The 15,541-nt window shown below is 44.8% G+C and carries 11 protein-coding genes; 3 read left to right on the plus strand and 8 right to left on the minus strand.

What is annotated here, in order from left to right; genetic code table 11:
• Positions 1–9 precede the first annotated feature (9 nt).
• Genes K1Y79_RS08260 through K1Y79_RS08270 form a run of 3 tightly spaced genes read right to left on the minus strand, consistent with a single transcriptional unit; the run spans position 10 to position 5,205 of the window.
• Positions 10–3,501, minus strand: coding sequence for a TonB-dependent receptor (locus K1Y79_RS08260; RefSeq protein WP_220249502.1), 3,492 nt, complete (start codon positions 3,499–3,501; stop codon positions 10–12).
• Positions 3,502–3,553: 52 nt separating this feature from the next.
• Positions 3,554–4,564 (minus strand): FecR family protein, encoded by a 1,011-nt coding sequence (locus tag K1Y79_RS08265; RefSeq protein WP_220249503.1) that lies wholly within the window; start codon positions 4,562–4,564, stop codon positions 3,554–3,556.
• A 41-nt stretch (positions 4,565–4,605) separates the two neighbouring features.
• Entirely contained in the window at positions 4,606–5,205 is a 600-nt protein-coding gene (locus K1Y79_RS08270; protein WP_220249504.1) for an RNA polymerase sigma-70 factor, read from the minus strand.
• Positions 5,206–5,712: 507 nt separating this feature from the next.
• On the opposite strand from K1Y79_RS08270, the gene K1Y79_RS08275 reads away from it, so the two are divergent.
• Both K1Y79_RS08275 and K1Y79_RS08280 read left to right on the plus strand, forming a co-directional pair.
• A complete protein-coding gene (locus K1Y79_RS08275; RefSeq protein WP_220249505.1) occupies positions 5,713–5,955 on the plus strand; it encodes a hypothetical protein in 243 nt (80 codons plus the stop codon).
• Positions 5,956–6,053: 98 nt separating this feature from the next.
• A complete protein-coding gene (locus K1Y79_RS08280; RefSeq protein WP_220249506.1) occupies positions 6,054–6,473 on the plus strand; it encodes a hypothetical protein in 420 nt (139 codons plus the stop codon).
• Between the two features lie 60 nt (positions 6,474–6,533).
• On the opposite strand, the gene K1Y79_RS08285 is transcribed toward K1Y79_RS08280, so the two are convergent.
• Entirely contained in the window at positions 6,534–7,421 is an 888-nt protein-coding gene (locus K1Y79_RS08285; RefSeq protein WP_220249507.1) for a DMT family transporter, read from the minus strand.
• A gap of 30 nt (positions 7,422–7,451) precedes the next feature.
• Positions 7,452–8,912, minus strand: coding sequence for a sialate O-acetylesterase (locus tag K1Y79_RS08290; protein ID WP_220249508.1), 1,461 nt, complete (start codon positions 8,910–8,912; stop codon positions 7,452–7,454).
• Between the two features lie 162 nt (positions 8,913–9,074).
• On the opposite strand from K1Y79_RS08290, the gene K1Y79_RS08295 reads away from it, so the two are divergent.
• The gene (locus tag K1Y79_RS08295; RefSeq protein WP_220249509.1) at positions 9,075–9,314 is read left to right on the plus strand and encodes a hypothetical protein; all 240 of its coding nucleotides are present in this window, start codon (positions 9,075–9,077) and stop codon (positions 9,312–9,314) included.
• 1,077 nt (positions 9,315–10,391) lie between these two features.
• Here the strand turns inward: K1Y79_RS08295 and K1Y79_RS08300 are convergent.
• The 3 genes from K1Y79_RS08300 to K1Y79_RS08310 form a co-directional block, all read right to left on the minus strand.
• On the minus strand, positions 10,392–12,845 hold the full coding sequence (locus K1Y79_RS08300) for a glutaminase family protein (protein WP_220249510.1): 2,454 nt from the start codon (positions 12,843–12,845) through the stop codon (positions 10,392–10,394).
• A gap of 214 nt (positions 12,846–13,059) precedes the next feature.
• Positions 13,060–14,217: a PepSY-associated TM helix domain-containing protein gene (locus tag K1Y79_RS08305; RefSeq protein ID WP_220249511.1), complete on the minus strand. Its 1,158-nt coding sequence runs from the start codon at positions 14,215–14,217 to the stop codon at positions 13,060–13,062.
• A 168-nt stretch (positions 14,218–14,385) separates the two neighbouring features.
• Positions 14,386–15,525 carry a glycoside hydrolase family 88/105 protein gene (locus tag K1Y79_RS08310; protein ID WP_220249512.1) on the minus strand — a complete coding sequence of 380 codons (1,140 nt, stop codon included), beginning with the start codon at positions 15,523–15,525 and terminating at the stop codon, positions 14,386–14,388.
• Positions 15,526–15,541 lie beyond the last annotated feature (16 nt).

The following is a 15,541-nucleotide window of genomic DNA, read 5'->3' on the forward strand; positions in this document are numbered from 1 at the left end:
ACACTATCATCAGAATTTCAGATCGAGGCCAAACGAGAAAGTAGCTGCATTCGGATAACTACGTCCTGCAATAGCGTTGTAATTGGTGAATGACAGTTTATCGTCAAACTGTGTAAACTCCGGATCTACACCTAGTTCGCGGAAACGGCGTGGAGTGAATGTGAGCAGGTTCTGTCCTGTGAAATACACTCTCGCGCTCTGGATATGCAACGTCTGACTAACACTACGAGGCAGTGTATAACCAAACTGCAGATTCTTTAAGCGCAGGTATTTCGTATCGAACAACCAGTAGTCAGAATACGCGAAGTTATTAGCGTTAGCATTACCAATTGTCAGACGAGGATAAGATGCATCAGCATTGGTAGGCGTCCAGCGATCCAGGTGCTGCTCGAAAGCATGGTCTTCATTATTGTGGAAGGCCTCTACGATATCGCCACGCAGGAACTGGCTTCTTTTACCTACACCCTGCCAGAACATAGAGAAATCCCAGTTATTCCAGCTGGCTGAATAGTTGAATCCGAAAGTGTAACGAGGGAAAGGATTGCCAAATACATAGCGATCATCCGCATCAATAACGCCATCCTGGTTACGGTCGATGTAGCGCACATCACCAGGCATCACCTGTTGATTATAAGCAAAAGGTACACGAGGCGCATTTTTGATATCATCCAGGTTCTGATACAGGCCGCTTGACTTGTAACCGAAATAAGAGGCAATCGGGAAACCTTCTTTAACAATAAAGGAGAAGTCACTACCCTGTATGGATTGCTCTCCGTATTTCACCACTTTGTTGAGGTTGTCAGACAGGTTAGCGGAAACAGTATGGTTCACCGCTCCTGTTTTTGCATGATAGGAAACTGTCAGCTCCCAGCCCTTGTTCTGCACTTTACCAACGTTCTGGAGGGAGGACCCGATACCGGCCGTACCTGGTACTACCTGGAACAGGTAAATACCATCAGTGTTTTTATTGAAGTAGTCGAAGGATGCAGAGATCTTGTTATTAAACAAATCTACATCCACACCGTAGTTGCTCATGGTTGAGATTTCCCACTGCAATGTTTCGTTATATGCGGAGAAATCGGCACCGGCATTTGGCGTATTGTTGAAAGGATATTTCCCGCTGTTCAGCGTAACTCTTGCCAGGTAGTTGAAGCCACCGATGTTGGAGTTACCCACCTGTCCCCAGGAATAGCGGAACTTTACGTTACCAAAGCGTTGCTTAAAGTCACTGAAAATCTCTTCATCTGTAATTCTCCAACCCAGGGAGAAGGCAGGGAAGAATTGCCAGCGGTGGCCAGGAGCCAATTTGGAAGATCCATCATAACGCCAGGTAATCTCTGCAAGATACTTGTCATTGTATGCATAGTTTACTCTACCGAAAAGCGAGTTGAGCGCATACAGCTTAGGATTGATGATCTCGTTGTACGTACCGATATTGGCATAGTCAAATGTGCCATCAGGCTTAGGAATGTATCCGCCACCAATAGTCCAGTCATCATCCAGATTGGTAGTACCGTAACGGGTTGCTTTCAGACCATATACTTCATTAATCGCATCGCTACGACCGCCTACCTGTGCTTTTACATAATGCTTGTTGAACGTGTTTTCATATTCAGCGGTAGCATATACGTTGGAGGCAAGGTCTTTATATTCATACTCGTACATTCTGTTAAACAGCGGAGGGTTTGCTGTTGTATAGTATGGTGCGTAGGAATATTTATTCTGACGGTCCTGTTCGTTAGTGATAGTATAAGTACCAGATGCGTTAAAGTTCAGTTTGAAGTGCTTTACCGGAGAGATTGTGATGTCCAGACCACCGAGCAGGTTATCTTTTTCTTCTCTGTTAAAACCACCGTACTTCAGCTGAGCCAGTACATTGTTACTGTTCAGGGAAGGCACCACAAAATTGCCCAGGGTATCCAGTACCGGATAGATACGCGGAGTACGGATAGCGTCGCGGATCAGGAATCCGATGTCGGACTGCTGCCTGCGTTTGATACCTTTTGTATAAGCAAGGTTCACATTCACCTTAACATATTGACTTACGTCTACTGCAAGGTTTGCCCTGGCATTGTAGCGTTTGTAATAGAAGTCGTCTGTTACGTAAGAGTTTTGCAGCATATTACCCTGATCAACGTAGCCCAAGGATACCAGGTAGCTGCTGGTTTTACCACCACCAGTCATACTGAGGCTATGGTTCTGCATAGGAGTACGGTCGCGCACCATTTCCCTCAGGTAAGCAGGTTCAGAACCACGCTGGTGCCATTGACTGATCTGATCTGCTGAGAACTGAGGCGTTTTACCGGAGTTAACCAGTGCTTCGTTTTTCAGTGTCATATATTCCCATGCTTCTACGTTACGTGGCAGTGTGGTTGGTGTTTGAATACCATACATACCATTGTAGGAAACACTGGGTTTCTCATCTTTAGAACCTCTCTTTGTAGTAATGTAGATAACGCCATTGGCAGCTTGTGACCCATAGATGGCGGAGGAGGCCGCATCTTTCAGTACAGAGATGCTTTCCACATCGTAAGGGTTAAGGTTCTGTAAACCGTCTCTACCTGCCTGTACACCATCGATGATAATGAGCGGAGCATTGCCGGTCAGACTACCTACACCGCGGATGTTGAGGTTCATCTGTGCACCCGGTTCAGCATTGTTCTGCTGAAGGATCAGGTTAGGAGCAGTACCCTGTAACGCCTGAAACATGTTGGCAACAGGACGGCTCTCAATATCTTTAGTGGAGATAGTATTGATAGCCGCTGTTACCTGCGTTTTCTTTTGTGAACCGTAAGCAGTAACCACTATTTCTCCCAGGTCCTTAGAGTCTTCAGTGAGCATTACGGTAATATTGGTTCTCCCGCTGATCCCTATTTCCGATGGGATGTAACCAACGGAAGAGCAAACTAAGGTACCATTGGCTTGCCCATTCGGGATCTTTAACGTAAAAAAACCCTGGTCATTTGTAGTGGTACCGGTGCTGGTACCCTGCAAACGAACATTAATACCTGGGAGACCTTCTCCCTTATTATTAACGACCCGGCCATTGATCGTGATATCGTTCTGCTGATATGTGGTGGTAGTTCCCTGCTGGCGGAGAATGATCTTGTTACTGATCATTTCAAATTTGATATCCAGCGGAGCCAGTACCATTTCCAGTACTTCACCCAGTTTCCTGTCTTTTACAGACAGTGTTATTTTCTGGGCGGCCCGGATTTCGTCATTGGAATAGACGAATACAAAGGAAGTTTGCTTCTCGATTTTCTCCAGTACCTGACCGAGGTGCTCATTGCTAACCTCCAGGCTAATTCGGCTTTCAAAAGGGAGTTCAGTATCTTTTGCCTGTTGCCCCTGGCTGTAGGCAGGATGATTTGCATTCGCAGCAAATGCACTCTGCGCTTTCAGATCCAGCATGTTTACGAACGCCATGCAGACCAGCAGCGGGAAAAACAACGAGCGGAAAATTCCTGAAAAACGCATGGGTAGCGGTCTTTCTTTCATAACGCAGCTGTTTGTGAATGATTGATTTGATTGTTAATGTGAACGTGAACTATTATTCTGTGATCAGTAATGTGCTATCGGTGATGGTGTAATGAAATGCTTTTGATCTTGCGAGATAATACATGATATCCTGCAGGCTGTTATCCTGGAAAGCGCCGGTAAGCCTGTAATACCGGGGAGCTTCACTACCGAAGGTAACTTTCTTGCCGAAGGTTCTTTCCAGCTCGGAAGCTATTTCTTCCAGTGTTTTATCTCTGAATATGAGTCGCCCCTCTGTCCATGCCTTATCATCTTCTGCGGATGTGATTTCCTTTACAATACTATTGCTGTTATTGGTAACAACAGCTGTCTGCAGCGTTACTTTCTCATCAGGTGTGATAAAGATAGTATCGGGCTGCGCCCCTTGCCTGCTGTTAGGGATGAATGCTACTTTCCCTGTTCTTACAGACGTCTGTACGGCCTCATTGTCATAAGCGCGTACATTGAATGAGGTACCGAGTACGTGGACACTCCCGGCACTGAAATGCACAATAAAAGGTTTATCCGGATTGGGTGCAATATCGAAGAATGCTTCTCCGGTAAGATACACTTCACGGGTATTGCCGTCGAATACATCCGGGTAAGACAACTTACTTTCAGCATTGAGCCATATCTTACTACCATCAGCGAGTTCAATAGAAGCCCTTGTAGCTTTCCCATTCTGTCTTTCCATCAGTTTCGCCATTTCGGCAGGACGATCATTGGGCCTGAGTACCATCAACGAGGCTACACCAATTAATACAGCGGCTGTAGCTGCGGCCATCCATTTCCACGGAAACAATCTTCTCACCGGTGTAACAGCGGCAGGAATATGTAAACGGGACATCGTGCGTTGCAAAGCCTGTTCTGTATCTGCAGATGTATGATATGAGGACACTTTGAAGTACTGTTGCAGCAGCTGATAACGTTCGCGTAATGCAGGTTCTTCCTGCATCAAGGCTTCTAGCTCCAGCAACTCTGCCTGAGTAGCTTCTCCTGCCAGTTTCCTGGCGGCTAACGTGGTAAATAATTCTTCGTTGATCATATGTGGTTGTAGTAGAAGGACAGACGAAAAGGAAAAACTACTTACAGCCGATCCTGATTTTTATTTTTTGACTTCAGCCTGTTGGAGATATAAGGACCAATCACTTCGTTGAGACGCTTCATAGCACGGAACAACTGCGTTTCCACAGTACGTGGTGAGATGTTCAATATCTCAGCGACGTCTTTATACTTAAAGCCTTCTTCTTTGATCAATTTAAAAACGCGGCGGCACTGATCGGGCAGGCGGCCTACCTCCTGGTCCATTTTAAACAGGATCTCTTTCCATTCCATTGTTCTTTCGGGATCAATGGAATTGGTCAGCTGGGCAATACCGGCATCGTCACTGAGCGGCGAAATACGCAGAGAAGAATACTGTTCAAGGTAATTAAGCGAATGGTTTTTCACTGCCACGAAGAGATATACTTCCAGATTGGCAATTTTGTCCAGCTCCTCCCGCCGGTTCCATATCTTAACGAACACGTCAGAGACAATCTCTTCCGCCGCCTCACGGGCGTAGACATATTGGACAGCAAAGTATAATAACCGGTCATAAAAATGCCGGAAGAGCTCTGAAAAAGCTTTCTCATCATTTTCACAAGCAATCTGCTGCTGCCAATACCTGATGTTTTCACTGTTACTCATACTCTGTGCTGTGCTGAGCTACCGTTTACAAACGGAACGTTCCCCCGGGTAGTAAATATAATCATCATTATCGCGGAATTTGTCCCCAGTTTCAATTTCGGTATAGTCTTAAATTAACCCCAATCCTTGGAAAATGTTCTCCAATTTATTAAGATCTTATCAGTCTACATAACGCTGTTATGTGGTATCGGTTTATGGCCCGGGCTGGCATAGTACTCATTATGGCTTTAGTATCAGTTTTCTACGTGTATTACCCCCTTAGTTTCTTGCTAGTGCTTGTCCAGTCTGATGCGTAGCTGGCCCGGACTTTGGACCAGTATATACAGAAGGACAGGAAAAAAAGACGAACTACTTACAGGAGTAAAAAAAATATTTGGGAAGTCTCAGATTAGGAATAATTTTAAATCGCGCAGGGGCTATATATGAAACATATAATAAGTGTTTTTCTGACAGAATTTGCGTAAATTTAATAGCTATGACTAAAACCAGTAAACCATAAAATCAGTTATGATGTCAGCTACCTTTTCAACCATCTTGGTGATCATTGCGGCGTTTGCCACACTATCTTTTCCGGCGTTAATGCTGTTAAATGCATCCCGGGAGACAGCCAGGCTTAAGAGAATCCGCAGACATACGCCAAAGGCGCTGGTAGTGGAAGACAAATCAGGACATATTGTAGTGCTTGATCTCGAAAAACAGAATGATACACAACAGATACTCCGTACCCTCGATGTATTATTAGGGAAATAGTTACATACTTCATTTATACCTTATTACTATCGCCTGGCCAACATACCATCATCCACTATATCAACTATAATATTATCCTATAAAACCATTTTTTTTCGTTGGAACAAGAAAATTCACTGGTTGCTAACCCATCCCAGCAAGCTTCTAATACCCAGCAACCAAATTCAACATCTGCCAGTATAGCCGGAGCAGGAGGTGGTACTTTACTGGTGCTGCTTGCAAATAATCTTCCTGATACATACGCCCTCAAGTCATGGCTGGTAATCATTGCACCCAGCGTGTCCATCGTATTGTCCTTGTTCTGGAAATTCATTTCCCGGAAGTCCAATGCATATTTCAAAGTCAAGAAAGTAGAAAGGTCTAAGAAACTGCTGCAGAAGAAAATCGAGGCAGCTTTACAAAACGGTATCATCTCCCCTGAAGAAGCAGCCACCCTGAAAAGGAAAATGGCCGAAATCGAGCTTCAGAGCATTGACAACCTGGCCAACAAGATCAAATCCATTGATTTTGAAGAATAAATGAGGAGTGATATGTAACCCTGACTGTCTATCGCAGACAGCCAGGGAAATTATTGTCTCTTATTTGACCTCCGCTGCCTTTCCCTGAAACTTCTCCTTCTGGGCAAGATACAGTCCGCCGATAACCAGGAAAGTACCTGCAAACGTAAACCAGGTAATTGGTTCGCGTAGCAGCATCCATGAGTATACAAATCCGAATACCGGGCAAAGAAATAACCACAAAGAGGCCCGCACTGCATCTTTCCTCACCAGGTAAAACCATAATTGCAGGGCAACTACTGAAACGGGGATAATGAGCCAACCGACTGACAGCCAGAAGCGCAGATCCAGGCGGGTGGTCTTAAAATCAGCAAATATCCCGGTGATAGGAAGAAACAGTAGTCCACCCAGGAAGACCTGCCACCCATTGATCAACAGGTTGGGCATGTCCCATTCAATACGGGCGTAGTAAACAGTGGCCACCGAGACTGCCAGCATGCCTGCCAGCAGGATGAGCACACCTCCTACCGTGGCATGACTATCCTGTAACAGCGGCCATGTAGCCAGCCCTACGCCGGCCATCCCCAGCAACATACCTGTAATCTCATACCACTTCAAAGCCCGCTTCATCCACAGCGCAGATATCACCATTATAAACAGGGGACTGGTAGCTGTGGATAAACTACCAATACCTGCAGAGACATATTTCATAGCAATTACAAAACACCCGAGATAGACGGTGGTATTCAGTCCACCGAATATCAGCAGCTGCTTCCATTCCTTTCCTTTAGGTAATCGGTGCTCGTCTGGCTTACCCAGGTATGCAAAAAGCAGCATCCCCCCTCCTGCCATCAGAAACCTGACATTGGCAAGAATGAGCGGATCTGCGGAGTATATACCGAATTTAGTCGCTACTGCGGCGGAAGCCCATAGCAGGGCAAAGAGGATTCCTATAATCAGCTGACGCATTGTGCAAAATAGGAATTAAGAATATAAGATTCAGAACTTACCATAGGTAATGCCCTGGTAATTGTCTGTACGGAATGGACTGGCTGGTAATCCGGCACCATTATAAAGATTACCATCCGGGTTATCTGCCCAGCCATAACGTACTGCAACGGGTTTATCCACATCTTTGCTGGTAACTATAACCATATTTCCCTTGATGGTTGCTTCTGCAGGATGGAACTTCTTGTCAGCTCCAGCTACCTCAAAGCCTTTTAATATGTTCCCTTCCTTTGTTTTAAGCCCGTTATCGACATGTTTGAAAGTAAGCGTCACCTTGTTACCCGCTACCTTCTTAGACTGATAAATGGGGCCTGAAAACGGTATTTTCTCACCATATACCTTTGCACGCGCAATGAGCGACAAGCGCCTGCCAACTTCCTGTTTGTTCTTAGGGTGAATGTCTTTGGCGTCTCCGATATCCACAGCGGTGGCCATACCGGTATTGGGCAGTGACAGCGTCATTAACTGGGCTTCGCGTAATTCGGCCCAATCAGACTCCATAGGCTGTGACTGTTTTTCCTTAAAGTTGGCCAATTGGACGAAATAGAACGGGAAATTGCCATTATTAAAATGTTTGCGCCAGTCTTTAATCATCGTAGGAAATACCTCACGGTACTGGTAAGCCCTGTTGGCATTGCCTTCACCCTGGTACCAGATCACACCCCGGAATGCATAGGAAAGCAGTGGATGGATCATACCGTTATATAATAACGTAGGCTTATTGGGATTGGCAGGAGCTTGCGGGGCCGGCAAAGTTTCAAATGCTTTAACGGTATCAGCAAATGCGGGAATCTTCCTGATAGATTCCCCACTTGTCCACGCCTCGGCCACCGTTCCCCCCCAGGATGTATGGATAACACCTACGGGTACATGCTGGTGACTGTAGATCTCGCGGGCAAAAAAGTAACCAACTGAGGAAAATTCAGGAATACTTTGTGGCGTACAGGCTTGCCACCCACCGTCCCATGCATTCGCATCTTCCAGCGGAGCGGTGCTAGTAGTATGTTTCAACTGGAACAGGCGAATCTCAGGATAATCAGCTGCTTTGATCTCCTGCTCATAATTCAGGATCTTTCCCCAACCTTTGAGCGGCATCTCCATATTGGACTGGCCGGAAGCAATCCACACTTCGCCTACCAGTATATTCTCCAGTTTGATCGTATTGTGGCCGGATACAGTCATTGTATAAGGGCCGCCTGCCTGCTGCGCAGGAAGCTGTACCTTCCATTTCCCATCGGCCGCGGTAACAGCTGAATAAGTACCGTTGCGGAAGGAGACAGTTACCTTCTCCCCTTTATCAGCCCAGCCCCAGACGTTCAGCGGCTTATTGCGCTGCAATACCATATTGCTACCGACCAGCGAGGGTAAACGAACATCAGCATAGCTATTTATCACTAAAGCACATGATAGCACTCCGGTAAGAACGGGTTTTAGTAACGTGGTCAGTTGCATGAATTATTGTTTTTTTCCACTCGTCAAGATACAAAATGGGGAATAGATCCACAACCCCCTATCAGCAAAGTATCCTATATAATGGCTTTGGGTGCCGGTTTCAGAGGGCATTTACACTTTGGCACGAAATTTTTATACCTCTATGCATAAAACGATTCAACTATGATAAGCGGTGTTATCACTTTAGATTTCGACATCAAAGCCCTGCACTACCTGCATAGCAATAGCCGTTATATCAAAGCTAGTGCGGATGCAAGCGGAAACCTGGATATCGCGTCAGCAGCTTTAAGCTATTATCAATCGACAACAAATCATCCGGATATAAAACTGGAAGACGAAAACGATGTAATCAGATTCAAACACGTCGCACGTCGTTTCTTCAGTGAATTTAGTCAGAACTAATTATTTCATCGGTTCGTTCCCCAAAACATCCATACCCCATTCATCCATTATTTCCCCAACCATCCATTGATATTTTCATCCATTTAGCTCCAATACATTCATTGTTTAGCTCCAATACATTCATTGTCTGCCCCCGGGTTTTCATTCATTGTGCTCCCCAGCATTCATTGTACCCTAGGCAAGCATCCATGTAATTAAACCTCAATATGTCCATTACCCAAAAAAGTGAGCAGTCCGCAAAGTCATATTTGCGGACTCTTTTTTTTGCCCTGATCTGCTCTTTTTTCAAACCAGTCTACCTAGCCGGTACTAATAATATGCATGACGTAATTCTACCTCAGGAGTCTATTCCAGCCATTCACCTGGCTATTTTTTGCAGTGCGCTTGGCCGTCGCTTGGCCGTCGCTTGTTCGTCGCTTGTTCGTCCACAGACTATCCTGACAATACCCGGAATTTAAGCGCCCTGATCTTTCCGGTTCAATAATAACTATGGAGCAGGATATCATAGCCCCCGCCCCCGTTGTTCCGGGGTATTAGGGCAAGACTAAAGAGAGTAGAAAAAGCGGTATATATTCAATAGTAGTGAAGCAGCTATTCAGCTCGTAATAAACTGAAATACAATTATTTATAATAATCTCCACCTCATATACAATTAAAGCATAGTATACACCTGACATCATTGATCTCTTATGGGTATATAAGTGTCAACATAACTTTGAAAGTGGATAACCGGGAATGGGGAGTTGTATAAAAAAAAGAAGGTCGCCAAGAATGACAACCCTATCTAACCATATCCTAATAAAAACCAAGTTCTTTACACAGTACGCATCAAAGCATACAATGCTTAATATCTTGAATGAGATTTATCAACATTAAATTAAATAGGGAAAGGGGCACCTTTTTTATGAGATAGGACAGTAGAAATATCGTTACTATTATTATTTCTTTCTTTGTTGATACAAATATATGACCGCTTCTGATATTCTTTTGTAGTAGTATTACTACACTTAAACAAGAATAGGATGGTCCCGCTGTAAACGAGCCACCCTATTCACTTTCAGCCGCATGGCTTTGCAATTATTTTTTTATTGTATTGCTTAACAGGGGCATAAAATATCCTCCTACTACACTTCTTGCCTGAAAACCGACCATTTTTCCATCCGCCGTTTCATGCCAGTCACTAATAGGTACACGGGAAGAAGTCTCCTGTGCATATTTATATAGCGGATCAATGAAAGCTGAGAAATCTGCAGCATTATCAGTCAGTGTAGCTGTCCAGATAATCCAGTCAGATTTAGTGTAATTCTTACGGCTATCCAACGGCAAGCCGTAGGTTAACTGACGGGTCAGATAGTACTTGATCTCTTTCTGGTACACTGATTCAGGAAACAGATCCAGGTTCAGCACCTTATCCCAAACGAGGTTATACTTCTGACTCCAGGTTCCTTTATTTTCAAATGCAAGGGTATAGTGGTCGCCATCATCTGCCAGTTGCATCCACTTAGGCACCATCTCTTTTGCAGCGTTCCTGTACTTTTCTGCTGTTGCTTTTTCTCCCAGCATATCCGCCAGCAGCGCATAACTACCAAGTCCGACAATAGCTTTCACTGATAGGTTGGCATTCCTCGCAAGGTGACCTGCGAAGTCGTCTGTACACAACTGATTAGCGGGGTCAAAACCTTCTTTTAACAGATATTCTGCCCATGTGGTAAGCGTCTTCCAGTGTTGCTTTGCATAATTCGCATTACCTTCTGCCTTTGCAATTGCAGCTGTCAGAATAATCATATTGCCAGATTCTTCTACAGGCATGCCTTCTCCATAGGTCTGACCATTCGCCAGCGGATAAGTTCCCAGGTCATGTGCCGCATATGGTTCTTTGTATTTTCCGCTCTCACTGAAATAGAAAATTCCTGTCAGCATTCCTTTCATCAGCTCCGGATTATAAATCAAATACAGCGGTGCGGAAGGATATGTCACATCTACTGTGTTGATACAGCCATTGCTGAAATTTTCCTTTGAAAGAAACAGTGTTTCTCCCTGCGGACTCTTTACCAGCTTGTGTGCGGAGATACTCTGACGATAACCCAGTACACATAATTTAGCATACTTATCACCGCCTCGTTTCTTTGCATCCTCATACAGCTCTTTATCAAACGCATTACAACGACCGATAATGGTAGCATATTCATCCTGCGCTTTCTTTAATTCTTTTTCAATAGTATAACTATCGTCTTTCTTCCACCAAGGTCTCAGGTTAGTGCCGAAATATTGTATTGAATAAATGTCATCATAACCTACCAGGAACAATTGTTCTTTTTCAGTACCATCGACTTTACCCAATGATACAGTGGTGTTCAGCACCAGTTGCGTGCCCTTATCTACCTTTTCAATTTTATCTTTACCGGCAAATGCACCTGCTGCAATACCTTCTTTAGTAGTATACTGCTTTACATTGGAAGACTGTGGAACTGCTACATATAGATATCCCCAATCAATGCGCAGGTCATCTCCTTTTTTTGCCAATACCTGTTGTGCAACAGAACCGGTTTTCAAAATAGATAAGCCTTCACTATTGTACTGTTGTGCAATAACTTCCTGTGCAGACGTATTAACCGCCAGATCTGAAGAAGCGCCGAAATACACTTCTACATTGTGTTTAGCACCGTCATTGGCCTTTACTTTATAAGACACATATGAGACAGGGCGTGCCATCAGATCCAGATCTTTCATCAACAGCGGAGAAGTGAAGGTGAGCTTCACATCTACTTTCCCACAGGTGAAATTATAAGCAGTTTGTGTTGCACTCAGTTCAACATCTTTCTGTGTTGCAAGCTGCACCTTATCTGCCCACTTGTCTTTCACTTCCGTAACTATACCTCCGTCCAGATAAGCGCCTCCCTTAGTATTGGTACAATGCATGGCCAGTACATTGTTGCCTTTACGCAGTTTCTTCTTCGCTTCTTCCTTGATAGGGAAATATGACATATGATTTAACCATCCCACGTAATTGTAGATCAGTTCTCCATTCAGGTAAACCTCTACATTATCATCGTGATTGATTTTCAGCAGCAGATTATCCACATTGATATCATCTACTGTGAATGTTCTGCGTACCCATACGTCATCAGAAAACCACGGAGTACCTTGAGTCTTCTGTTCTTTTTCAAACGGCGCATTCCCAGTCTTCCAGTCTGCGTCATTAAATGCTGGATCTTCCCATCCATTGGCAGGCTTTGACTCTGTGTAACGTACGCTATACGGCGCGGCATCGGCAGTGGCAGCGAGGGACTTATACAGATGTCCGGGAGCGCCAAGTACACGATAAATAACGCCATCGACTTTAACAAAGCCTGTCAGCGACTGTTCTGTGCCTGTCCAGTGGCGGGTTGTAGACGCATTCAGCTGATCGGTCGTTGACCATACACTGAAGTACGGATCATGTGTAATCAGCGGATAAGCGGGAGCCTGCTGTTGCTGCGCATACAACTGCTGTGACAGCAATATGGCTGCAATACCAAAAATTCTCTTCATGATTTTGTGGAGCTTTATATGATAATAATAGAATACGTGGAAATGCGTCGCTCCATCCGCAATAGCTGCAGAATTGTTGAGACTCATGGACCTGTTTTATAAATGATACGTGGATTAATACAACAACACAGTGAACATCCTCACTGCTGAAAAATAGAAATTATTTCTTTTGAAACGTAGTATTTACGCTTATTTTTTATGAAGTGTATAGAAATCAGACAGTAGCACGGGCGGCAGGCACGGATACGGGACTCTTCTTCACCTTTTTATGTCTGCGGCCCCACCAGATATAAATACCAGTCACCGGCAGACTGGCGCAGATCAGACTTGCCATAAAAACGATGATCTTACCCGGCAATCCGATGATAGCGCCGACATGGATATCGTAGTTCATCTGTCTTAACTTGTTGCCGAAGCTGGCTTTGGCGTATTCTCCTGTATATGGACCTTCAGCAGGCAATATTGCCAATGTATTCCGGTCGAAATAGTAGTTATCCATTTTATAATAAGTACCGGGACGGTAGTTGACAGATGCTGCAATAGCGTCAGACTTACCGGATACATACCCAATATTGATAGCGGCACCCTGCGGAGCTTTATTATATAACTTTTCCCACACCTGGTCTTCGGGTGCTGTGTACCTGGCCAGCTTTGTTGTGTCAGATAATGGTGGCGCGTATGGAGGTAATTCCTTACCACCGGAGGTTGTGTAGTACAATGACTTACTGAACCATTCAAAGCCCCAAACCAGGCCAGTGGTTGCCAGTAATAGCCCTATTGCCAGTATATAAAATCCCAGCACGTTATGCAGATCATAATTCTTCCTTCTCCATTTAGCATCCCACTTAATAGTAAAGCGCTGACGAGCGGCGGCTTTATTCTTTGGCCACCACAGAACGAGTCCGGAGATCAGCATAACCACAAAGATCAGGGTGACAGATGCCGTTACAGGCTGGCCGATCTTTGGCGGCAGCCACAGGTAATAATGCCCATGTAGGATAAAGTGGAAAAAGTCGCTTTCTTCGCTCCATACATTAATGACTTTACCGGTATAGGGATCCATAAAAACCTGGTAGTAGTAATCAGGCTCAGCACCGTAGAACATTACGGAGACGCTCTTATCAGCACCTGGATAATTGATACCATTGGGTTGTTTGTCGGTGACTTCTTTCATGGCAATTGCCTTTAGTACCGACGGAGGCAGGGGCTTCTCTCCCTGGCGGGAAGGAGTATGCAGATAAGGTTTAGTGATACTTTCTATTTCCTGCTGGAACGCAAGGATACAGCCGGTAACAGCAATGATGAACACGCCAAGGCCGGAAATAAAGCCAAGCCAGAGGTGGACTTTACCGATGAGTTTTTTTACAGTCATACGCAATTGCATTCCTTCGAAGGTTGCCAATAGGATAAAATTGCGACAAATTACAGGGAATGTATGCTCGAAAAGGGAATTTTTTCGTGACTGGTAATATATAAAGAGAAACGGCCGGAAGATATCTTTTGAGATATCCGCCGACCGTTAATATCAAGTCAAACCAAATTACTTGCTTTTATAAATCTCTGAACCCGCCAGCAGAAAGCAACCCAGGCCAAAATCTTCAAAGTCAGGGATCTTGTCATAACTGACTGGCTGACCATCAGAAGGTTGTTTACCCGTACTCTGTACATATCCCAGCATACCATTTTCATGAACGCATTCTTTTGCCAGGGCATTCCAGGCTTTGGTAATAGCAGGCTGATACGTTTTCTTATCAAGATAGCCTTTACGTACTCCCCAGGCCATGCCATACACGAACAGAGAAGTACCTGTCAGTTCCTTACCGCCATAGTTTGAGGGGTCATGTAAGCTGGCATTCCAAAAACCATCAGGACGCTGAATCTTCAGGATAGCGGCAGACATATCTTTGAAGTCCTGCAGGAATATTTTATAGTAGGGAGACTTTTCAGGCAGCAGATCCATGGTACGTACAAGTGCAGCCAGCACCCAGCCGTTGCCCCGGCTCCAGTAGCAATTAGCGCCGTTAGGCTCTTTATAAGGAGGAACAAAATCTTTATCGCGCCACCAGAGAGACTCTTTCGCATTATAAAGCCCCTCTGTGCCATGCTGGAATTTACTATAGGCATACATTTCATACATCCGACGGAAATATGCTGTGTCATTATATAGTTTGCCCAATTGCGCCATTACCGGCATTGCCATCTGGATGGCGTCAATCCAGTTCCAGTCATCTACTTTCTCGGTCTTCATCATGCTGTCGATAGAAGCCTTGATATCGTGAATGCGGTGTTCGTGTTTCTTTTTATCTATCAGATAGAGGTCAATGTAGGTTTGTCCGCATGCCTGGTTATCTGCGTTGCGGGTAGTGATACCACCGCGAAGTCCCCATTTATGTTTTTCGCCCCATTGTATAGCATAATCGTAATACTCTTTCTGCGGATCTATCTGATGCAATGCCATTAGTCCTTCATAGTACACGGCTCTGGTCCAGATATTGGATGGCCAGGTCTTATGCAGAACGATCTGTTTGCCGGCATCGGGCCACTTATTCATGAAGTAGCGGTTAGCAAGGGTAAGGGTTTTCAGAACTTCCTTTTTTGGCGGCAGAGATGATTGTGCCTGTACCGGCACATAAGTACAGATACTCAGCAAGGCCGCAGCTACTAAAAGACGCATCTTCATTATGTATAGTTTTTAC

This window comes from Chitinophaga rhizophila, assembly GCF_019492185.1.
Classification (GTDB): domain Bacteria; phylum Bacteroidota; class Bacteroidia; order Chitinophagales; family Chitinophagaceae; genus Chitinophaga; species Chitinophaga rhizophila.

Coding starts and splice junctions, on each gene's coding strand:
- K1Y79_RS08290 (WP_220249508.1), bottom strand. CDS start 8,912: ATGCAACTGACCACGTTACTAAAACCCGTTCTTACCGGAGTGCTATCA.
- K1Y79_RS08285 (WP_220249507.1), bottom strand. CDS start 7,421: ATGCGTCAGCTGATTATAGGAATCCTCTTTGCCCTGCTATGGGCTTCC.
- K1Y79_RS08300 (WP_220249510.1), bottom strand. CDS start 12,845: ATGAAGAGAATTTTTGGTATTGCAGCCATATTGCTGTCACAGCAGTTG.
- K1Y79_RS08275 (WP_220249505.1), top strand. CDS start 5,713: ATGATGTCAGCTACCTTTTCAACCATCTTGGTGATCATTGCGGCGTTT.
- K1Y79_RS08295 (WP_220249509.1), top strand. CDS start 9,075: ATGATAAGCGGTGTTATCACTTTAGATTTCGACATCAAAGCCCTGCAC.
- K1Y79_RS08265 (WP_220249503.1), bottom strand. CDS start 4,564: ATGATCAACGAAGAATTATTTACCACGTTAGCCGCCAGGAAACTGGCA.
- K1Y79_RS08270 (WP_220249504.1), bottom strand. CDS start 5,205: ATGAGTAACAGTGAAAACATCAGGTATTGGCAGCAGCAGATTGCTTGT.
- K1Y79_RS08305 (WP_220249511.1), bottom strand. CDS start 14,217: ATGACTGTAAAAAAACTCATCGGTAAAGTCCACCTCTGGCTTGGCTTT.
- K1Y79_RS08310 (WP_220249512.1), bottom strand. CDS start 15,525: ATGAAGATGCGTCTTTTAGTAGCTGCGGCCTTGCTGAGTATCTGTACT.
- K1Y79_RS08260 (WP_220249502.1), bottom strand. CDS start 3,501: ATGAAAGAAAGACCGCTACCCATGCGTTTTTCAGGAATTTTCCGCTCG.